Source organism: Providencia sp. UF-183, assembly GCF_058246155.1.
On record NZ_JBSICD010000003.1, the window covers coordinates 24,682 to 46,106 of the forward strand.

At 43.5% G+C, this 21,425-nt stretch carries 21 protein-coding genes; 15 read left to right on the plus strand and 6 right to left on the minus strand.

The features are described from left to right. Positions 1-77: 77 nt before the first annotated feature. The gene (locus AC4IFT_RS03090) at positions 78-488 is read left to right on the plus strand and encodes a DNA polymerase III subunit psi (RefSeq protein ID WP_219245631.1); all 411 of its coding nucleotides are present in this window, start codon (positions 78-80) and stop codon (positions 486-488) included. Next, entirely contained in the window at positions 457-909 is a 453-nt protein-coding gene (gene rimI / locus AC4IFT_RS03095; RefSeq protein ID WP_490750611.1) for a ribosomal protein S18-alanine N-acetyltransferase, read from the plus strand. The genes AC4IFT_RS03090 and rimI overlap by 32 nt, the downstream gene beginning before the upstream one ends. Before the next feature lie 87 nt (positions 910-996). Here the strand turns inward: rimI and AC4IFT_RS03100 are convergent, their stop codons facing one another. Further along, the gene (locus AC4IFT_RS03100; protein WP_490750612.1) at positions 997-2,556 is read right to left on the minus strand and encodes a BCCT family transporter; all 1,560 of its coding nucleotides are present in this window, start codon (positions 2,554-2,556) and stop codon (positions 997-999) included. Positions 2,557-2,877: 321 nt separating this feature from the next. On the opposite strand from AC4IFT_RS03100, the gene AC4IFT_RS03105 reads away from it, so the two are divergent. From AC4IFT_RS03105 to AC4IFT_RS03115, 3 genes are read left to right on the plus strand one after another with little or no spacing between them, the layout of a single operon-like run. After that, positions 2,878-4,005: an aromatic ring-hydroxylating oxygenase subunit alpha gene (locus AC4IFT_RS03105; RefSeq protein ID WP_490731561.1), complete on the plus strand. Its 1,128-nt coding sequence runs from the start codon at positions 2,878-2,880 to the stop codon at positions 4,003-4,005. Positions 4,006-4,037: 32 nt separating this feature from the next. After that, on the plus strand, positions 4,038-5,486 hold the full coding sequence (locus AC4IFT_RS03110; protein WP_490750613.1) for an NAD-dependent succinate-semialdehyde dehydrogenase: 1,449 nt from the start codon (positions 4,038-4,040) through the stop codon (positions 5,484-5,486). Between the two features lie 16 nt (positions 5,487-5,502). Then, positions 5,503-6,456 carry a PDR/VanB family oxidoreductase gene (locus tag AC4IFT_RS03115; RefSeq protein WP_490731565.1) on the plus strand — a complete coding sequence of 318 codons (954 nt, stop codon included), beginning with the start codon at positions 5,503-5,505 and terminating at the stop codon, positions 6,454-6,456. Between the two features lie 35 nt (positions 6,457-6,491). Here AC4IFT_RS03115 and AC4IFT_RS03120 read toward each other — a convergent pair whose 3' ends face one another. Together AC4IFT_RS03120 and AC4IFT_RS03125 are read right to left on the minus strand one after the other, a co-directional pair. After that, positions 6,492-7,397 carry a helix-turn-helix domain-containing protein gene (locus AC4IFT_RS03120; protein WP_490731567.1) on the minus strand — a complete coding sequence of 302 codons (906 nt, stop codon included), beginning with the start codon at positions 7,395-7,397 and terminating at the stop codon, positions 6,492-6,494. Continuing rightward, positions 7,397-8,344 carry a LysR substrate-binding domain-containing protein gene (locus AC4IFT_RS03125; RefSeq protein WP_490731569.1) on the minus strand — a complete coding sequence of 316 codons (948 nt, stop codon included), beginning with the start codon at positions 8,342-8,344 and terminating at the stop codon, positions 7,397-7,399. The genes AC4IFT_RS03120 and AC4IFT_RS03125 overlap by 1 nt, the downstream gene beginning before the upstream one ends. Positions 8,345-8,445: 101 nt before the next feature. Here AC4IFT_RS03125 and AC4IFT_RS03130 point away from each other — a divergent pair, with 101 nt between their 5' ends. From AC4IFT_RS03130 to deoD, 10 genes are all read left to right on the plus strand, one after another. Then, positions 8,446-9,510 carry a tartrate dehydrogenase gene (locus AC4IFT_RS03130; protein WP_490731571.1) on the plus strand — a complete coding sequence of 355 codons (1,065 nt, stop codon included), beginning with the start codon at positions 8,446-8,448 and terminating at the stop codon, positions 9,508-9,510. Positions 9,511-9,712: 202 nt separating this feature from the next. Then, entirely contained in the window at positions 9,713-11,302 is a 1,590-nt protein-coding gene (gene prfC, locus AC4IFT_RS03135; RefSeq protein ID WP_490731573.1) for a peptide chain release factor 3, read from the plus strand. Between the two features lie 197 nt (positions 11,303-11,499). Then, positions 11,500-11,910: a BON domain-containing protein gene (locus AC4IFT_RS03140; protein WP_490731575.1), complete on the plus strand. Its 411-nt coding sequence runs from the start codon at positions 11,500-11,502 to the stop codon at positions 11,908-11,910. A gap of 130 nt (positions 11,911-12,040) precedes the next feature. Then, positions 12,041-13,138 carry a patatin-like phospholipase family protein gene (locus AC4IFT_RS03145; protein ID WP_490731577.1) on the plus strand — a complete coding sequence of 366 codons (1,098 nt, stop codon included), beginning with the start codon at positions 12,041-12,043 and terminating at the stop codon, positions 13,136-13,138. Further along, positions 13,131-13,916: a TatD family hydrolase gene (locus tag AC4IFT_RS03150; RefSeq protein WP_490750614.1), complete on the plus strand. Its 786-nt coding sequence runs from the start codon at positions 13,131-13,133 to the stop codon at positions 13,914-13,916. Before AC4IFT_RS03145 ends, AC4IFT_RS03150 begins: the two co-directional genes overlap by 8 nt. A 303-nt stretch (positions 13,917-14,219) precedes the next feature. Next, on the plus strand, positions 14,220-15,503 hold the full coding sequence (locus AC4IFT_RS03155) for a NupC/NupG family nucleoside CNT transporter (RefSeq protein ID WP_490732044.1): 1,284 nt from the start codon (positions 14,220-14,222) through the stop codon (positions 15,501-15,503). 496 nt (positions 15,504-15,999) lie between these two features. Next, on the plus strand, positions 16,000-16,779 hold the full coding sequence (gene deoC, locus AC4IFT_RS03160; protein ID WP_490731581.1) for a deoxyribose-phosphate aldolase: 780 nt from the start codon (positions 16,000-16,002) through the stop codon (positions 16,777-16,779). Positions 16,780-16,827: 48 nt separating this feature from the next. After that, complete coding sequence (deoA, locus tag AC4IFT_RS03165; RefSeq protein ID WP_219245644.1) at positions 16,828-18,150, plus strand: thymidine phosphorylase; 1,323 nt, start codon at positions 16,828-16,830, stop codon at positions 18,148-18,150. Between the two features lie 53 nt (positions 18,151-18,203). Beyond that, positions 18,204-19,427, plus strand: a complete 1,224-nt coding sequence (gene deoB, locus AC4IFT_RS03170; protein WP_490731584.1) for a phosphopentomutase — start codon at positions 18,204-18,206, stop codon at positions 19,425-19,427. A gap of 82 nt (positions 19,428-19,509) precedes the next feature. Beyond that, positions 19,510-20,226: a purine-nucleoside phosphorylase gene (gene deoD, locus AC4IFT_RS03175; RefSeq protein WP_206084491.1), complete on the plus strand. Its 717-nt coding sequence runs from the start codon at positions 19,510-19,512 to the stop codon at positions 20,224-20,226. A 70-nt stretch (positions 20,227-20,296) separates the two neighbouring features. Here deoD and AC4IFT_RS03180 read toward each other — a convergent pair whose 3' ends face one another. From AC4IFT_RS03180 to AC4IFT_RS03190, 3 genes are all read right to left on the minus strand, one after another. Continuing rightward, on the minus strand, positions 20,297-20,617 hold the full coding sequence (locus AC4IFT_RS03180; RefSeq protein ID WP_273804487.1) for a CcdB family protein: 321 nt from the start codon (positions 20,615-20,617) through the stop codon (positions 20,297-20,299). Next, positions 20,617-20,799 (minus strand): type II toxin-antitoxin system CcdA family antitoxin, encoded by a 183-nt coding sequence (locus tag AC4IFT_RS03185; protein ID WP_273804488.1) that lies wholly within the window; start codon positions 20,797-20,799, stop codon positions 20,617-20,619. The genes AC4IFT_RS03180 and AC4IFT_RS03185 overlap by 1 nt, the downstream gene beginning before the upstream one ends. Before the next feature lie 92 nt (positions 20,800-20,891). Beyond that, positions 20,892-21,386, minus strand: a complete 495-nt coding sequence (locus AC4IFT_RS03190) for a GNAT family N-acetyltransferase (protein ID WP_273804489.1) — start codon at positions 21,384-21,386, stop codon at positions 20,892-20,894. Between the last annotated feature and the right edge of the window lie 39 nt (positions 21,387-21,425).

The following is a 21,425-nucleotide window of genomic DNA, read 5'->3' on the forward strand; positions in this document are numbered from 1 at the left end:
AGAAATCGCATTGCTCTGTTGGCGCTATTAATCCCCTTTGATAAGATGGGGTTGTAAAATTGCGACTGGAAAAACAAATGACACGACGTGACAGGCTTTTAGAACAAATGGGGATCACTCAATGGATGGTGAGAAATCCGGCTGTGTTACGTGGTGAACGTGGTGTCAGGATCCCAGCGTCGACTAAGCTTATTATTATTACTGATGAGAACCTTGATTTAAATAGCCAGCTGTTAAAAGATATTTTCCTCTCAATGCAAATTGCGCAAGATGACGTCGTTTGCATAAATTCTGAGCAGCTGAATTTAATCCCAACGCCAATAACAATTCCTTGTTGGGTTCTGGGGGGGGAAGTCCACCCAGAAGGTTCAAAAATGACGTACTTTTCACCTGTTTTGTCTGAACTTATGACGAGTATCAGCGCCAAACAGGCACTATGGAAACAAATTTATCAATATGATGAAAATTTCAACACTAAAGCAATCTGACCTTGCTACAGCCTTCTTAATTGAGAAGCTAAGCCATGATTTTCCATGGACTGAGCGGGTTTTTTATGGGAATCAAGGGGAAAAGTATCATAACCTAAAAATTTCTGTTAATAATCAGATTGTTGGTTATGCAATAACACAATGTGTTCTTGATGAAGCAACCTTATTTAATATCGCTATTCACCCTGATTTTCAAGGCAGGGGATATGGGCGTTTATTGTTAGAACAGTTGATTAGTGAGCTAATTAATAAAGGTATTATGACGCTTTGGCTAGAAGTTCGAGAATCAAACTCCTCTGCATTGCATTTGTATGAAAAGCTCGGGTTTCATGAGGTCACTGTACGAAAAGATTATTACCCTGCTAAGAAAGGTCGAGAAGACGCATTAGTTTTAGCGCTCACACTGTTTGGCTCCGAATAATTGCGCCTGAAAGCGAGTAAAAAACCCCAGCACATGGCAAATGTTCTGGGGTTTTTGTTATTGAGACATTATTAATTCACTTACTAATTACTTCTCGGGTTCTGGTAATACTGATTCATTAGTAATAGAAAGAGGTTCTTTTATCTGTTTTTTGGCTGCGGCCTGTGCATTCACTTCTTCATTTAGACCTTTATAGGTGGAATAACACATGACTAGCATCATCATGGAAAGAGGGACTGCCATGGCAACTAACGCCGATTGTAAACCGGATAACCCTCCCGTCATGATGAGCACAGCAGCAATCGCAGCAATCACAACACCCCAAATGGTTTTGGTGATGTGAGACGGGTTCGGGTTACCATTTTCACTGACCATTCCCAATACAAACACCGCAGAGTTTGCAGAAGTAATAAAGAAGATCAACACCAATGCAATAGCAAGCACACTGATGAAAGTGGATGCAGGAAAATAATCTAAGAATTTAAATAGCGCTGATGTTACATCGGTTTTTACTGCGTCAGCGAGTGCGGTTTGCCCTAAATTTTGAATTAAGTGAATAGCAGAACCGCCCATCACGGCAAACCATGCAAATGCACTTAATACTGGAATAAATACTGCACCAATCATAAATTCTTTAATGGTTCGGCCTTTTGAAATACGCGCAACAAAACTCCCTACTAATGGTGCCCAAGCAATCCACCAGCCGAAGTAAAACAGTGTCCAGTTAGCAATCCAAGTGCCATCGTTATAAGGCTCGGTACGAAATGACATACTGACAAAGTTTTGCACGTAATCGCCAATACCTTGGAATAACACTTTCAAAATGGTTTGCGTTGGGCCAGAGATAAAGGTAAATGCCATCAATGCTAATGCGAGGATGATATTAAGATTGGATAGATGTTTAATCGCCCCTTGTAACCCTGAAATGGTTGATGTGATGTACACAACCGTAACCAGCACAATAATGCCAATCTGAACATAAATACTAATGGGCAGTCCCCATAAGTAATTCATTCCACTGTTAACTTGAAGTGTACCAAAGCCTAATGAGGTGGCGATCCCGATAACAACGGATAAGATCACTAATACGTTGATCAATTTACCAATCGTTCCGTAGATCCTGTCGCCAATTAGTGGGTAAAACACTGAACTGAGTGAAGATGGTAGTTTTTTTCTAAATTGAAAATAACCGAGAGCAACGCCGACTAACGCATAGCACGCCCATGCCGATACACCCCAATGAAGGTAGACATATTGCATAGCCGCTTTTGCGGATTGCTCTGTTGAGCCTTGGCCAATCGGTGGGCTGATATAGTAAGAGACTGGCTCAGCAACACCCCAGAACATCAAGCTAATACCGATAGACGCACTGAATAACATGGCAATCCATGTCACCGTGCTGTATTCCGGTCGATCGCTGTCATCACCAAGACGGATATGACCGAATTTAGAAAAACCAAGGAACATACAGAAACTAAAAAAGATAAAAACAGAGCCCAGAATGAACCAGCCTAGGTTGTTATAGATAAAGCTAAGAGCAGAATGTGAAAATGCTTCCAGTTTGTCTGGAATAAACGCGCCCACACTGATGATAGCCAAACTAATGGCTAACGACACGTAAAATACAGATTTCTTATGATTCATCATACCTCTTCTCCAGTTGCTCACTTATTTTTTGTCTTTTATGAGAGTTGGCTTGCAGGGAATGCCTGTTTGTTTTTTAAGGGTACAGCTAATAATGGTTACTTTAGGTTTACAGAGAATAGCCATGCAAAGATTGTGTAGTCAACAAGTAATTAACCAAAGATTAACATTAAAATTAATTATTTTTAATTTAATCTTTTGATTTAAAATGATTAATCGTTTTTGTTTTAATTTTACACAATATTTTGTTTGATCATTTATGCGATCTTCGTTAACATCCACAAAAAAGATGTTAACTATAAGTTTACATAAGTGAGGGCAATTATGAGCAATGCAGCAAAAGTCATTTCGATTAATGATCACCTTGATATTGATAACGCATGGACAATTCCTGCACGTTATTACACGTCTAATGATGTTTTTGAATATGAAAAAGAAAAAATCTTTGCTAACTCATGGGTTTGCGTTGCCCATATTAGTGAGGTTAAAGAAAAAAATGCCTATATCACCCGTGAATTAATTGGCGAAAGCTTAGTCATTGTGCGTGGCCGTGACGATGTTCTACGGGGCTTTTATAACGTATGCCCTCACCGCGGACACCAATTAATTAGCGGTGACAGTGGTAAAGTTAAAAATGTGATTACCTGCCCTTACCATGCGTGGGCGTTCAAGCTCGATGGCCAACTAGCCCATGCGACAAACTGTGAAAACGTGAATAATTTTGAGTCTGATGCGATGTCACTGAGCAGCTTCCATGTGATTGAACATGCTGGATTTATTTATGTGAATATGACAGTGGGTGAGCCGCAGCCAATTGAAGAACAATTACCGGGTCTTGCGGAAAAAATGCAAGAAGCTTGTGCAGTGATCGGCGATTTAAAACTGGCGGCGCGTTTTGTTAGCCATACGCCAGCCAACTGGAAAACAATCGTTGATAACTATATTGAATGTTATCACTGCCCAACAAACCACGTTAGCTTCGCCAGTTCTGTGGATGTGAATGTTTACGAGCACCAACTTCTGGATAATTGGACGGTGCAAATTGGTAAAGCCAAACCGTCTGAGTCTTCTTATCAGTTTGATGAGTCAGTTTTAGACCCGCGCTTCTTTGGTTTTTGGATTTGGCCAAGCACCATGTTCAACATGCCGCCGGGTGGGGATTTCATGACCGTTATTTATGAATTCCCAGTGAACGCAGGGGAGACTTTGCAGCACTATGATATTTATTTCCTCAATGAAGAGCTGACTGAATATCAGAAAAACTTAGTGGAATGGTATCGCACAGTGTTCCGCCCAGAAGATTTACGCTTAGTTGAAAGTGTTCAAAAAGGGCTGAGATCCCGTGGCTACCGTGGCCAAGGCCGTATTATGGCGGATAGGCAACGTAGTGGGATCAGCGAGCACGGTGTGGCGCATTTCCACAAAATTGTTGCTGGCGCACACACTGAATAATTTTTAAATAATCACCAAAGGAGCCGTCACACATGCAGACAGTCACTCACCCGACGCTTTTTCGCCAGTCTTGTTATATCAACGGGCAATGGGTTGATTCAGATAAAAAAATTCCTGTGACTAACCCTGCTGACCAATCTGTGCTGGGAAATATTCCCAGCCTAACGGCAGCACAAGTGGATGAGGCAATTGAGCAGGCTCACCGTGCAATGGAAGGTTGGAAACAACTGACCGCGAAGGCTCGTTCAATCATTTTGCGCCGTTGGTTTGAGCTGATCGAGGCCAATGTCGACGATCTCGGCCTTATCATGACCCTTGAACAAGGCAAGCCGCTGCATGAAGCCAAAGGAGAAATCCGCTATGCGGCTTCTTTTATTGAATGGTTTGCGGAGGAAGGTAAGCGCGTGTATGGGGAAACCATTCCGCAAACTGTTGGCAGTAACCGTATTTCAACGATAAAACAGCCGATAGGTGTCTGTAGCGCTATCACCCCGTGGAATTTCCCAGCGGCGATGATCACGCGCAAGGCGGCTCCTGCTTTGGCGGCAGGGTGCAGCATTATTATTAAACCCGCGACAGAAACACCTTTTACTGCTCTCGCATTAGCGCAGCTGGCGGATGAAGCCGGTATTCCAGCAGGGATATTTAACGTCATCACTGGGGATTCTCGAATTTTAGGTGAAAGGCTGACAAAACATGAGCTTATCAGTAAGTTTTCATTTACGGGCTCAACACAAGTCGGCCGAGTGTTATCGGAACAATGTGCCTCAACCATCAAGAAAACATCACTAGAGCTTGGCGGAAATGCGCCGTTTATTGTCTTCGATGATGCTGATATTGATAAAGCGGTGACCAGTGCAGTTCAAGCGAAATTCCGTAATGGTGGGCAAACCTGTGTTTGCGTCAACCGTTTCTACCTTCATGATGCTATTTTCGACGAATTTAAGACCAAGTTTGTTGCAGAAGTCGCTAAATTGAACGTTGGGAATGGGGTGGATGCTGGTACAGATATTGGGCCAATGATTACCACTCGAGCTATTGATGGCATGAATGCACTATTGCAAGACGCATTGGCAAAGGGTGCAAAGCAGCTGGTTTTGGGTAATGAAATCAAAGAGCAAGGTCATTTTTTCAATCCAAAAGTGCTGGTGGATGTTGATGATTCAATGGATATCGTACATGAAGAAATCTTTGGTCCGATTGCAACGCTGATCCGCTTTACGGATGAAAATGAAGTTATTACGCGAGCAAACAATACCATTTATGGGCTAGCGGCTTACTTTTTCTCCCGTGATGTGAACCGTGTCTATCGTGTTGCTGAAAAACTGCAAAGTGGCATGGTGGGGATCAACACAGGGTTGATTTCTAATGAAGTGGCGCCATTCGGTGGGGTTAAGCAATCGGGGCTAGGAAAAGAAGGGTCTCGATATGGCATCGAAGATTACTTAAGTATCAAATACCTGTGCTTAGATATTGGCTAAAAAGAGGGAAACGGTGATGAGCCAAGAAAAAATTGCAGTGAATGTCAGCCGAATCGAACAGGTTAGCTCAACGATTAAAATGTTTGAGTTTGTCGCCCAAGAGGGCAGTTTCTTGCCTTTTAGTGCAGGCAGTCATGTTACTGTGCATATGGGGGAGCAAACGGGGTTACAGCGTGCTTATTCTCTGATTAGCGACCCAAAACACAGTGGCAGTTACTGCATTTCAGTTTTGCGTGATGAAAACTCGAAAGGTGGATCGGCATTTATGCATGAGCAGCTGTCTGTGGGGGATTGTATCCATCTTTCACCTGCTCAAAATTTCTTTTCCCTTGAACAAGATAGCCAGTGTAAGCACTTGCTAATTGCGGGGGGGATAGGCATCACACCGTTTTTGTCTTACTTGTATGAATTAGAGCAAGGCGGCATGGACTTCGAGTTGCATTATTGCTTTCGCGATGCGAAAACCGCTGCGTTTATCGAACACTTACAAGAACGTATCGGCTCTCGTTTGCACCTTTATGATGGTAGCCAAGGTCAGAGGATGCTTGTCGAGGCGTTGATTCAGTCTCAGCACCCATCAAGCCATGTATATGTGTGCGGCCCGCAATCATTAATTAATGAGGTGATTGAAAAAGGGAATCAACATCTTGGAGAATCACACGTCCATTTTGAAAACTTTGGCGAGGTCGCCAGTGAAGGGGATTCTTTCGAAGTTTACTTTCAGCGTTCAGGCTTTAGTTTAGACGTTGGCAAAGATATGTCTATTTTACAGGTGATTGAGGCCGATAAGCGCATTAATGTGGAATGTTTGTGCCGCAATGGGGTTTGTGGAACCTGTGAAACGGCGATCCTTGAAGGTGAGGCAGATCACCGTGACCATTACTTAGATGATGATGAAAAAGCAGAACAAAAAACCATGATGCTGTGTGTTTCCCGGGCGAAAAGCAAACGGTTAGTGCTTGATTTATAAACTGCTCACCCCACTGCAATATGTGGGGTAAATCATTAAGCTTGCTTGAGTTCAAACATCAAAAACGGTTGGTTTTCATCATTAAAATGTTGATATGCAGTGATTTGCTTATCTTGAAAAACAATTTGCCCGCGGCCTGCTTGGCACACGTCTTCTAGCCAAGTTTTGTGGTTAATGACAAGTTGGTACAATAAACGTTGCAGTTCGAGGTAGTCAATTTCAGTGGATTGGCTGTGTAAATTACTGGCGAGAATTTCTCCCGCTTTATCGGTGAAAACAACTAAATGGTTGAAGTGGGCGAGTAAAACATCAAAGTAGCATTTGGTTTTTCGCAGACTTAATTCATTATTTTTACGCTCGGTATTATCAAGGCTAATCCCAACCAATTTAGTCACTTTGCCATTAGGGCCTTTAACGCCAGTTGCGCGGGAGGTGATCCAACGGTATTCGCCTTCCCAGTTAATTTTAAAATCCATCTCATGGGCACCGCCTTCGCGAATGATCTTTGAGTAACCATTCACCAATTTTTCTTTGGATTCAGGCGCCATTAATGTCCAGAAATCTTCGTTGGTCGTGATTTTAATGCCATAAACGGCTTCTACGTTATCTGAGTAGTTTAATTCGCCAGTGAGTAAATCCCATTCCCACGTCACGATATCGGCAGACTCTTGCAGATGCACTTCGTTGATGTTGCGCATGACACCTGCATTGGTGACGGTGATTTGGTTATTGGTGTATTCGCCGTATTTTAACCAAATTTTATCGACATCCAGTAATGTAGCGAGCTTATCAAGGTTGTCTTCGTCAATCATACCGCCTTTTGTCCATTTATTGACGGCGGTTCGGGAGACACCAAGGGCTTGTGCGGCCTTAAGTTGGCTCATTTTCTTTTGTTTGAGCAGCGTTAATAAACGTTCTTTGAATGTCTCTGTTTCTGTCATCAATTGCTATCTACCTTTACTGAAGGTTTTGCCATAAATCCATTTTGCAAATGGGTTGTAAGGTACTGTTCGAGGTTTTCAATGAAAACTCTAAGGTTAGCACTTGTTCGAATACTTCTCGAATAAACGGCATAAACATCGGCGGTTTGGTACCATTCTGGGAGGACGCGCACGAGCTGTCCCGATTCTAATTCGGGTAAGACGCTCCATAATGAGCGCAATAAAATGCCCTCCCCGCTTAAACACCACTGTTTTGCGACTTCACCATTATTCACCGTGAGTTTACTGTTCGGAGTAACGGTCATATTCTCTTGGTTTTGCGCTAGTTTCCACACTGCGGGGGCTTGGTTGCGCTCTTTAATAGCAATACAAAAATGTTTTTGCTCAAGTTCTTGCGGGTATTTCGGGGAGCCATTTTTTTCTAAGTAACTGGGCGCAGCGCAGAGTATACGCTGGTTTTCTGCAATCCGTTTGGCAATAAACTGATCCGAGATAGTCCCGCCGATACAGATATCCACATCAATGTTTTCATTGATAATATCGACGGATTTATCCGTCAATGTGAGGTCGATAGCCAATAACGGGTATTGAGCTCGGAGTGATAGAATAAACGGATTGATATAGGTGCTGCCAAACCCTGTGCTGCAACTGATCCGCAGTGAACCACGGATTTCTTCACGACACGCGTTGAGCGCTTCTTGCATGTGCTCAAGTTCAGCTAACATCAACTCGCTACTGCGCAGAATAATTTGCCCTTCATGGGTGAGTTTAATCGAACGAGCACTTCGAAAAAACAGCGTTTGCCCTAGGTTTTCTTCCAACAGCTTGATCCGCTTAGAAATATATGCTGGTGAAACCAATAGCTGCGCTGCCGCTTGAGAGAAACTCATTAAGCGGGCGACGGTGACAAAAACGCGAATGTCCTCTAACGCAGGGAGCTTGTTCATAGTTTGTAAACCTAAGGATTACAGTTCATGCCTATACTTTATCACAGCAATCCCTAAACTGGAGAAAAACACACCTAATTCATTTATCAGAGGTTTTCACCATGTCACAATTCAATATAGCGGTTATTCCGGGGGATGGTATTGGTACGGAAGTGATCCCAGAAGGGTTAAAAGTTTTAGAAGCCGCTGCGAGTAAACACAATGTAAAACTCAATTTTACACATTTCGATTGGTCATGTGAAACCTATCACCGCACTGGGCGCATGATGCCAGAAGATGGCTTAGAACAATTGAAAAAGTTTGATGCAATTTTTCTTGGTGCGGTAGGCTTCCCCGGTGTACCTGACCATATTTCGTTATGGGGCTTACTATTGCCTATCCGCCGGGCATTTAACCAATATGTTAACCTGCGCCCAGTTCGTTTATTTGAAGGGATTAAATGCCCACTAGCAGATAAAAAACCGGGGGATATTGATTTTTATGTGGTGCGTGAAAACGTGGAAGGGGAATATTCCGCCATTGGCGGGATTCAATATGAAGGCACGGAAGATGAAATGGTGCTGCAACAAAGCATTTTTACCCGTAAAGGCACAGACCGTATTTTAAAATATGCGTTTGAATTAGCGCAAACTCGTGAGAAAAAACACCTAAGCTCTGCCACTAAATCTAACGGATTATTCCACTCCATGCCGTATTGGGATAGCCGTGTAGCGCAAATGGCGAAGTCCTACCCAGAGATTAAAGTTGATCAATTCCACATTGATATTTTTGCAGCAAATTTAGTGCGCATGCCTGAATTTTACGATGTGATTGTGGGGTCAAATTTATTTGGTGATATTTTGTCTGATTTAGGCCCAGCTTGTACGGGAACCATTGCGATTGCACCATCTGCCAATATCAACCCAGAAAAAGAGTTTCCATCCATGTTTGAGCCTGTACATGGCTCAGCCCCAGATATTGCAGGGCAAAATATTGCCAACCCAATTGGTACGATTTGGGCGGCAGCGATGATGATGCAACACTTAGGTTGCCCTGAAATGCACGACAGCATTATGGCTGCGGTGGAAACGGCGATTAAAGAGCGTCGCCATTTGACGCGTGATATGGGCGGAAATGCGAGTACTCAGGCATTAGGCGATGAAATCACTCAATTGATTTTGGCATAATATGTTGGTTATTTTAGCCATTTCTACGTTGCGTCGGGGTATTGTTTTCACTGTACCTCGATGCTTTGATTGTTAATACCCCCAAGATCTGCGAAAATATCCGCCAATTATGTTTAACAACACGGATTTGCACCGCAAAGTGCCACATTGAGCCAAGGCGCGTGCCGCTATAAATCTGTATTCAGACGAAAAGAACGGTTAAATGACAGATCAGAATTTTCTACAGGAAGTTAGCACGCGTAGAACGTTTGCTATCATCTCTCACCCCGATGCGGGTAAAACCACGATTACAGAAAAAGTATTGCTGTTTGGGCACGCTATTCAACGTGCAGGTACAGTAAAAGGCCGTGGCTCAAATCAACATGCAAAATCCGACTGGATGGAAATGGAAAAACAACGTGGTATTTCGATCACCACGTCTGTGATGCAGTTTCCGTACAATGATTGCTTAGTTAACTTACTCGATACCCCGGGGCACGAAGACTTCTCGGAAGATACATATCGTACGTTAACCGCGGTTGACTGCTGTTTGATGGTCATCGACTCCGGTAAAGGGGTTGAGGATCGTACCCGTAAATTGATGGAAGTTACCCGTCTGCGCGATACGCCAATCTTAACTTTCATGAATAAACTTGACCGTGATATTCGTGACCCAATGGAGCTGCTGGATGAAGTGGAAAATGAGCTGAAAATCGCTTGTTGCCCAATCACTTGGCCTATTGGTTGCGGTAAATTATTCAAAGGTGTTTATCATTTACTGCGTGACGAAACTATCCTTTATCAAACAGGTCAAGGTCATACAATCCAAGAAGTCCGCATTATCAAAGGGTTAAATAATCCTGACTTGGATGCGGCAGTGGGTGATGAACTGGCGGCTCAATTACGTGATGAATTAGAACTGGTTCAAGGTGCTTCACATGAATTTGACCATGATGCGTTCTTAGAAGGCGAGCTGACGCCTGTTTTCTTCGGTACTGCATTAGGTAACTTTGGTGTTGACCACATGCTAGATGGTTTAGTGGAGTGGGCGCCAGCGCCGCAAGCTCGCAAAACTGACGTGCGTGAAGTTGAAGCCACCGAAGAAAAATTCACTGGCTTTGTCTTTAAAATTCAAGCCAATATGGACCCGAAACACCGTGACCGTGTTGCGTTCATGAGAATTGTGTCAGGTACCTACGAAAAAGGCATGAAGTTACGTCAAGTTCGTATCAAAAAAGACGTGGTGATTTCCGATGCATTAACCTTTATGGCGGGGGATCGTTCTCAGGTTGAAAACGCCTACGCAGGGGACATCATTGGTCTGCACAACCATGGAACCATCCAAATTGGTGATACGTTCACACAAGGTGAAGAACTGAAATTTACCGGTATTCCGAACTTTGCACCAGAACTGTTCCGTCGTATTCGTTTACGTGACCCACTGAAGCAAAAACAGCTACTAAAAGGGCTGGTTCAGTTATCTGAAGAAGGTGCGGTGCAGGTGTTCCGTCCATTGACTAACAACGATTTAATCGTGGGTGCGGTGGGTGTGCTACAGTTTGATGTGGTGGTTTCGCGTCTGAAGAGCGAATACAACGTTGAAGCCATTTACGAGGCGGTTAACGTTTCTACGGCACGTTGGGTTGAGTGCGATGATGCGAAGAAATTCGAAGAGTTTAAGCGCAAAAATGAGCAAAACTTAGCCCTTGATGGTGGTGATAACTTATCGTATATCGCCCCAACGATGGTGAATCTCAATTTGACCAGCGAACGTTACCCAGACGTTCGGTTCCGTAAAACGCGCGAACACTAATCTTGTTTTTAACCCGCTATTTCATTATGAGGTAGCGGGTTGTCTCTTCTTAATGCTCTTTTTAAGAGCCTTTCCCTGTCTTTAAAACTATTTCATCAAGAATATTCTGTCTTTGCCTTTGGGGCTCTTTATTTTTTCCGTTTTTTTACTTAGGCTAGTAACGTTGACTCGTCTACCACAGTGAAAGGAAGGTTCTTATGAAAAAGGCAATACTATTAAGTAGTTTAACTGCTATTGGACTGAGCTTTGCACTCACTGCATGCAGCTCATCATCAGACGGCGCGCTGAAAAAACAAGCCTCTGAAACGTGGGACAGTGCGGCAAAAACCGTTGAAATGGCAGGTAAAGATACAGGTAATGCGATTTCTAGCGGCGCTAAAAACACAGGCGAATACATTGATGATTCAGCAATTACTGCGGATGTAAAAGGTAAGCTACTCGGTACCAAGGGAATTTCTAGTAATAGCGTATCGGTAAAAACCGTTAACGGTGTGGTCTACCTTTCTGGTTTCGTGAAATCTGCGGATCAAATCGATAAAATTACGCAAGTTGCTTCCCGCGTTAATGGCGTGAAATCAGTGCAAAATGGATTGGTGCTTGCGAACTAATCTGTAAATAAATGTCTCAATAGCCCAAATTGTTGAACGTTTATTGTACAATGTCGCTAGGATGAGCTTTCAAAGGGAAGCTCATTCTGTTTTTGAGTCAATTAAAGCGTTCAAGTTATTCAGGGGTATTATGGGAAAACACGTTTCAGTCACTTTAGGCACCATTGAGCCGCTCGCATTTTTAGATAACATCAACTCGGGGAAAACCGCACTGATTTGTGAAGGTGGCGGGCAGCGAGGGATTTTTACAGCGGGTGTACTGGACGAGTTTCTAATTTCTGACTTTAATCCGTTTGATTTAATGATTGGCACCTCCGCAGGAGCGCAAAATTTATCTGCTTATATTTGTGGGCAAGCAGGTTATGCACGCCGTGTGATCACCCGCTATACCACCAATTCTGCGTTTTTTAATCCACTGCGTTTTATCCGGGGTGGTCACCTCATTGACCTAGACTGGCTGATAGAAACCACGGCAAAAGAATTTCCTTTACGAATGGAAGCGGGGCTGGATTTGTTGGATTCAGGCCGTGAATTTTATATGGGTGCTAGCCGCAGCGATGATTTTTCTGCTGAATTTTTACAACCTGATGCAGATACTTGGTTGGATATTATTCGCGCATCCAGTGCAATCCCTGGTTTTTACCGCGAAGGGGTTGAGTTTGATGGTACGCGATACCATGATGGCGGCATTAGCGCGGCAATTCCGGTTGAAGAAGCCTACCGACGCGGGGCTGATACTATTGTCGTGATCCGCACCGTACCTTCCCAGATGTATTTCACCCCTGAATGGGTAAAAAGAATGACACGCTGGTTGGAAGGGGATAATAACGGGTTACAACGTATGGCAGCGATGCTGAAAGTACACCTGAAAAGCTACCGCAAGACACAAGAATTTATTGAAAACCCGCCTAAAGATGTGCAGGTTTTCGAAATTTATCCACCTGTTCCGCTAAAAAGCAGTGCGCTAGGCAGTAAAGTCTCTTCGTTAAATGAAGACTATCACACAGGGCGGCGCTGTGGGCGCTACTTTATTGCTGCTCTTGGTGCAGGGTTTAGTCAGAACCAAAATAGTTTCAGCCAAACTTTGGCGCGTAAGATAGAACGCAATCCTCTTGAGATTGACATTGAGCCTTCAGAGCAAAATGCATTAATGCCTGAAGAACTTGTACCAGAGCTTGCCGAGGCGCCTTCAATCATATTGCCAGTGAATGAAAATCGTAATGGATAAACCCCAATTTATTGATACACATTGCCATTTTGATTTTCCGCCTTTTAGTGACGATTTCACTGAAAGTCTGCATCTTGCAAAACAAAGTGGCGTAGAACAAATTGTTATCCCAACGGTGAGTTTAGATAACTTTGCTCGCGTGTGGCAATTGGCGCAGCAATACCCGCAATTGCATGCCGCGATGGGGTTTCATCCCCTGTATATCAGTCAGTATCAAGACGCACACTTTGATGTATTAGTGGACTATCTTGCGCAAAAAAATAAAAAGTGTGTCGCGGTGGGGGAAATTGGCCTCGATTTATACATGCACAATCCCCAATTTGAGCGCCAACAGCAATTGTTAATAGCGCAACTCAAACTGGCTAAACAGTTCGATTTACCCGTGATCTTGCATTCACGTAAAACCCATGACCCACTAGCCGCGATACTGCGTCGTATTGATGTGCCTGCTCGCGGAGTGGTACATGGTTTCGCAGGGAGCCTATCTCAAGCACAAGCCTTTGTTAAACTAGGTTATTATATTGGTGTGGGAGGGACGATAACGTATGAGCGGGCGAATAAAACGCGCCATGTGATGTCGCAATTGCCACTTACCTCATTAGTGTTTGAAACCGATGCGCCAGATATGCCTGTTTCTGGCTTTCAGGGGGAGCCCAATCGACCCGAGCGTATTGAATGGATTTTTCGTTCGTTTTGTGAGCTTCGCCACGAATCTCCAGAAGAAATCACCCAACAACTTTACAACAATAGCCTGTCGTTATTTAATCTGACAAAGTAAAAACAGTTTAAACGATAAGTAATGCTTATATAAATCTGTTTCCCATCTGATTTAATCCATTCAGCTTTTACCATGACATATGACACCTTTAGCGTCTTTCCAGATAAAACTGACTTGATTTTGTGATTTTTATCACATTATTTGAATTTTCAGTGTTTCTTGCACCTCGTATTTGTGATGAATATTGCGGGTTATTGATGATGACTAGGTATAATCATCCCACAAAGAGACAAGGTGACTTACACGTTTCCTTATATATCAACCTAGAATCAAGTGAACAGGGATCCTTCCATGCAACTCATTATGAGTATTATAGGAATGGCGGTACTCATCGCGATAGCTGTCCTATTTTCGAGCAATCGCCGAGCGATAAGACTTCGCACTGTGGGTGGTGCTTTTATTTTACAGCTAGCGATTGGCGCATTAGTTTTATATGTACCTGCTGGGCGCAGCGTACTGCAAGGGATGTCTGATGGCGTCTCTAAAATCATCGGTTATGGCCACGATGGCATGAGCTTTATTTTTGGCGGCTTAGTGTCCGACAAAATGTTTGAATTATTTGGTGGTGGCGGCTTTATTTTCGCTTTCCGTGTTCTGCCTATCATTGTGTTCTTTTCATCGTTGATTGCTGTACTTTATTACTTAGGTATCATGCAGTTGGTGATTAAAGTATTAGGCGGCGGCTTACAGAAAGTGCTTGGCACCTCAAGAACAGAGTCCTTGTCTGCGACTGCGAACATTTTCGTTGGGCAAACCGAAGCGCCTTTAGTTGTTCGTCCTTACATCGCAACCATGACCACCTCTGAATTGTTCGCGATTATGTGTGGTGGCTTAGCGTCAGTGGCGGGTTCTGTCTTAGCGGGTTACGCACAAATGGGTGTGCCAATGGAATACCTGATTGCGGCATCATTTATGGCGGCACCGGGTGGTCTGTTATTCGCAAAATTGATGGTACCTGAAACAGAAGATGTACGTGACAGAGTAAACGCAACTGATTTAGTTGCCGAAGATGAGCGCCCTGCAAATATTATTGATGCCGCAGCAGCAGGTGCTTCATCGGGTATGCAATTAGCTCTAAACGTGGGTGCGATGTTATTAGCTTTCATTGCATTGATTGCATTAATTAACGGTATTTTAGGCGGTATCGGTGGTTGGTTTGATTACCCTCAGTTGTCTCTTGAGCTGTTATTAGGTTGGTTGTTTGCACCGATTGCTTACTTAATTGGCGTGCCATGGAGTGAGGCGACTATTGCGGGCTCGTTCATTGGTCAGAAATTAGTTGTGAATGAATTCGTTGCATTTATGAATTTCGGTGAATACATGAAGGCGGATGCTGAGGTGATTGCGGCTGGTAAGCAAGTGCTGTCTGACCACACTAAAGCGATTATTTCATTCGCATTGTGTGGCTTCGCGAACTTATCATCCGTGGCCATTTTGCTTGGTGGCTTAGGCGGCATGGCACCAAATCGTCGTGGCGATGTTGCACGCCTTGGTATGAAAGCTGTCATGGCGGGGACATTATCTAATTTAATGAGCGCGACTATTGCTGGTTTCTTCTTGACCTTGGGTGCCACTGCGTTAGCATAAAAGCATGATGTAGAATTTTAGGCGGGTTTATCAAACCTGTTCACAATAGAAGCGGAAGGGCGTTGCTCTTTCGCTTTTATTTTTATCGGTTATATTCATTTGCTATCTTTTATATTCAACGGCAAAATTTCAACTATTCTTAACTTAGTCAATTAATGATTGTCTATGGTAAGAAAAGCGATTTGAGTGAATAAATTAACATGCAGATCAGGTATAATGAGATCTGATTCACATAATTATATTTAATAATGTAACATTCAGTCGATTAATGTGATTTGTAGCACATAAAATGACGCTGTTCCATGGTCAAATAGACACTAGTAAGCTGCTAATGGAACTGCTAGTTCTCAGAGTCAAGTGACTCTAGGGCATCGTGCGGTGAGAAGGAACTCAGCTGCTCAGCTCGGACGCATCCGGCTGGCATCTTTAAGGAACCAAGCCCGCTCGCCAACAAAGAACGTGTCGTTCTGAAGAATTAATAACGTTGGAGAGTTATATGACTGATTTAAAAGCAGCCGCACAACGCGCGCTGACCCTGATGGATTTAACCACATTAAATGATGACGACACTGATGCAAAAGTGATCGCATTATGCCATCAAGCCAAAAGCCCTGCGGGTAACACAGCGGCAATTTGTATCTACCCTCGTTTCATTCCAATTGCGCGCAAAACACTGCGTGAGCAAGGCACGCCTGACGTTCGCATCGCGACCGTAACCAACTTCCCACACGGTAATGATGATATTGACATCGCATTAGCAGAAACCAAAGCGGCTATCGCTTATGGTGCGGATGAAGTTGACGTGGTATTCCCATACCGTGCGCTGCTCGCAGGTAATGAACAAATCGGTTTTGATTTAGTGAAAGCGTGTAAAGACGCGTGTGCTGCTGCCAATGTATTACTGAAAGTGATCATTGAAACCGGCGAATTAAAAGATGCAGCGTTGATTCGTAAAGCGTCTGAAATTTCAATTAAAGCGGGTGCTGATTTTATCAAAACCTCAACAGGTAAAGTTCCTGTTAATGCAACATTAGAAAGCGCAGAAATCATGATGCAAGTCATCAGTGATATGGGTGTTGCAAAAACCGTTGGTTTCAAACCTGCCGGTGGTGTACGTACTGCTGAAGAAGCTGCTGATTACTTAGCATTAGCAGGCCGAATTTTAGGTGACAATTGGGCTGATAGCCGCCACTTCCGTTTTGGTGCATCAAGCTTATTAGCAAATTTATTAAACACGCTGGGTTACGACGTTAAAAAATCAAGCAGCAGTTATTAATTTTCGCATTATTGTTAGCCGATAAATTCGACTTTAAAGGAGTATATCGTGTTTCTGGCACAAGAAATTATTCGTAAAAAACGCGATGGCAAACCATTAAGCGAAGAGGAAATTCGCTTCTTTATCAATGGTGTTCGTGATAACTCTGTTTCGGAAGGTCAAATTGCTGCATTAGCAATGACCATCTATTTTAACGATATGACGATGCCTGAGCGTGTCGCGTTGACGCTGGCAATGCGTGATTCAGGAACGGTTCTGAATTGGAAATCGCTCAACCTCAATGGCCCATTAGTGGATAAACACTCTACAGGTGGTGTCGGTGATGTGACTTCCTTGATGCTTGGCCCAATGGTGGCGGCGTGCGGCGGTTATGTTCCAATGATTTCAGGCCGTGGTCTGGGTCATACAGGTGGTACGCTGGATAAGCTGGAAGCTATTCCTAATTTCGACATTTTCCCTGATGATGTTCGTTTCCGCGACATTATTAAAGATGTGGGTGTGGCGATTATTGGGCAAACCAATTCATTAGCACCTGCAGATAAACGTTTTTACGCAACCCGTGATATTACTGCAACAGTTGACTCGATTCCGCTGATCACGGCATCTATCTTAGGTAAAAAACTGGCTGAAGGCCTTGATGCCTTGGTCATGGATGTGAAAGTCGGCTCTGGCGCATTTATGCCAACCTATGAGAAATCAGAAGAGCTGGCAGAGTCAATCGTTAAAGTGGCAAACGGCGCAGGTTGTAAAACGACGGCATTGTTAACCGACATGAACGAAGTGCTGGCATCCAGTGCGGGTAATGCGGTTGAAGTACGCGAAGCAGTGCAATTCTTAACTGGCGAATACCGTAACCCACGTCTGTATGAAGTGACGATGGCACTTTGTGTGGAAATGTTGGTTTCAGGCTCACTCGCGGCTACCCGTGAAGAAGCACGTCAAAAACTGCAAGCGGTACTGGATAACGGTAAAGCAGCCGAAGTGTTTGGTCGTATGGTTGCTGCACAAAAAGGCCCAGCAGACTTTGTTGAAAATTATGACAAATACCTGCCAACCGCCGTGCTGAGCAAAGCTGTTTATGCACCGAAAGACGGTATTATCACGCAAATGGATACGCGTGCATTGGGCATGTCCGTTGTGACATTAGGTGGCGGTCGTCGCAAAGCCACAGACCCAATTGACTACAGTGTTGGTTTGAGTGATATCGCAGCGTTAGGCGCGAAAGTGGATACACAAACACCATTGGCAATTATCCATGCGAACAGTGAAAAAGCATGGGAAGAAGCGGCAAAAGAAGTGCGCGCAGCCATGGTTATTGGTGAAAATTCCCCTGAGCAAACGCCGATGGTTTATCGCCAAATCAGCGAGTAATACACATAGATTTTAGTGGTATATCGTTCTAATAAATACCGCAGGAGAAAAATATGAAACGCACATTTATTATGGTTTTGGATTCCTTTGGGATCGGCGCTGCACACGATGCACATAAATTTGGTGATGAAGGCTCAAATACGTTGGGTCACATTGCAGATGCTTGCGCACGCGGCGAAGCGGACATTGGTCGTAAAGGGCCTCTGCATTTACCTAATTTAACAAAATTAGGTTTAGGTAAAGCAGGAGAAGAATCAAGCGGTTCATTCCCTGCGGGTCTTGATCCTAATGCAGAAATTATCGGTGCATATGGTTATGCGAGCGAGATTTCTTCCGGTAAAGATACCCCATCAGGTCACTGGGAAATCGCAGGTGTGCCTGTGTTATTCGATTGGGGTTATTTCTCCAATGAAGAAAATAGCTTCCCACAAGAATTGCTGGATACCTTAGTTGAAAAAGCGAATCTGCCGGGCTACTTAGGTAACTGCCACTCATCAGGTACAGTCATTCTCGACCAACTGGGTGAAGAGCATATGAAAACTGGGAAACCGATTTTCTATACCTCCGCTGACTCCGTGTTCCAAATTGCGTGCCACGAAGAAACCTATGGTTTAGACAAACTGTATGAGCTGTGCGAAATCGCCCGTGAAGAGTTAACCAAAGGTGGTTATAACATCGGCCGTGTTATTGCGCGTCCATTTGTGGGTGACAAAGCAGGCAACTTCTCGCGTACTGGTAATCGCCACGACTTAGCGGTTGAGCCACCAGCACCAACGGTACTGAAAAAATTAGTGGAAGAGAAACAAGGTGAAGTTGTTTCTGTCGGTAAAATTGCAGATATTTATGCGCACGTTGGTATCACGAAGAAAATTAAAGCAACGGGTTTAGATGCTTTATTCGATGCAACAATTGAAGAAATGAAGCTGGCTGGTGATAACACTATCGTGTTCACTAACTTTGTTGATTTTGACTCTTCATATGGTCACCGTCGCGATGTTGCAGGTTATGCCGCCGCACTTGAGTTATTTGACCGCCGTTTACCTGAATTAATGAAACTGGTTAAAGAAGATGACATTCTGATTTTAACCGCTGACCATGGCTGTGACCCAACTTGGCCGGGTACAGACCATACACGTGAACACATCCCTGTTCTCGTATATGGGCCAAAAGTTAAACCAGGTTCATTAGGCCACCGCGAAACATTCGCAGATATTGGTCAGACAGTCGCTAAGTATTTTGATTTGTCGCCGATGGAGTATGGTAAACCAATGCTTTAAGAGCAAAAATTACGTTTATGAATAAGGTGGGAAACCACCTTATTCATTTTAAAAATATTTTATCGTTTAAAGGGAAATAATCATGGCAACTCCACATATTAATGCAGAAATGGGTGATTTCGCTGATGTCGTTCTGATGCCAGGCGACCCATTACGTGCAAAATACATCGCAGAAACTTTCTTGCAAGATGTCCGCCAAGTGAACAATGTTCGTGGCATGTTAGGTTTTACAGGGACTTATAAAGGTCGTAAAATTTCTGTTATGGGTCACGGTATGGGTATCCCTTCTTGCTCAATCTACGCAAAAGAATTGATCACCGATTTCGGTGTGAAAGTGATTATTCGTGTAGGTTCATGTGGCGCAGTGATGGATGATGTGAAACTGCGTGATGTTGTTATCGGTATGGGTGCTTGTACAGACTCTAAAGTTAACCGCCTGCGTTTCAAAGACCAAGATTTCGCGGCAATCGCAGACTATGACTTAGTTCATAACGCGGTTGAAGCGGCAAAAGCAAGAAAAGTTAACGTCCGTGTGGGTAACCTGTTCTCTGCTGACCTGTTCTACACACCAGATCCAGACATGTTCAAAGTGATGGAAAAATACGGCATCTTAGGTGTTGAAATGGAAGCGGCGGGTATCTATGGTGTTGCTGCGGAATACGGTGCGCGTGCACTGGCAATTTGTACCGTATCTGACCATATCAAAACTGGCGAACAAACCACGTCTGATGAGCGCCAAACCACATTTAATGAAATGATTGAAATCGCACTGGATTCTGTTCTGTTAGGCGATAAATAATCGTTTGATTCGATAAAAAGCGTTCTCTAAATGCCACGTATTGCGTGGCATTTTTTTGCTTAAATAGCGACTAGATACCTGAAAGGATCATATCAACAGCAGAAATAATTTTGGTATGAATGCTTGGTATAATACAAACAAGGTCGTTTGGTTTGAGTTTATTTTTAGAAACGGTTGTAATTGATTTTGTAATAATTACATGATGGATACCGTGAATTGTGATTATTGGTGATAAGACTTTTATTTGTGCATTTTTTTGTGATAGCGGAGCAATAGGCATAATTACTCGTGAATGATAGTCATCAAGTAAGTTATTTTGGATATCAATAATATAAGGGTATTGTTCTTTAGACTTAATGGACTTGTTACGGTATACGGCATATTGCGGCATCAAATTACTCCATACTCACCATCATCGGTAAATAGACCCTCTTGCTCTTCGAATTCATTGAATGCATCAATGGCGATTTTATGTATTTCTTTCCATTCCGATTCAGGTGCCGATTTAACTAAAGCAACTGGACTCTTATGAGGAAGTGTTTGATTTAATGGCTTAGATAAATGATTTTGCATTTTATTTATTATCTCAAATTATAGATGCACAGAATATTTATTAGTTTAAGATAGCTCCAAGCCACTCGCAATGAATAGGGCGAATTTTAGGACTAACTTCTTATTCGGCTCATCATCACGGCATCAACGTATTGCCCATCACGAAAGGCGTAGTCTCGCATCCGGCCTTCTTGCACAAAGCCAAATTTTTCATATAGCCCAACACCGCTACCATTTGCGGCAAACACTTCGAGCTCAATGCGGCGCACATTCAACCAGTTATCGCAGTAATCCACCATCACTTGCATCAGTTTTGAGCCAATGCCTTTCCCTTGGTGTGCTTCGCTAACCGTGATGCCAAAAGTGGCCACATGGCGACGGCGAACTTGGCTGGGTTGGCTAATAACCAATAACCCGACAACGATATTATCAATGGTGGCGACAAACTGCGTTACAAGCGGATCATTCGCCCCAAGGCGCGCTTCCCATGTTTTTTCTGTTGGGTATGGCAGTTGTAATGTATTGGCGTAAGCCGAATAGTCTGCGTGGATTTGTGTGATGGCGGGGATATCTGCCATTGTTGCTCTGCGTACGATTACATCGCTCATGATTTTCTCTTGTTATCATTTTTTAGATGATTATTAATC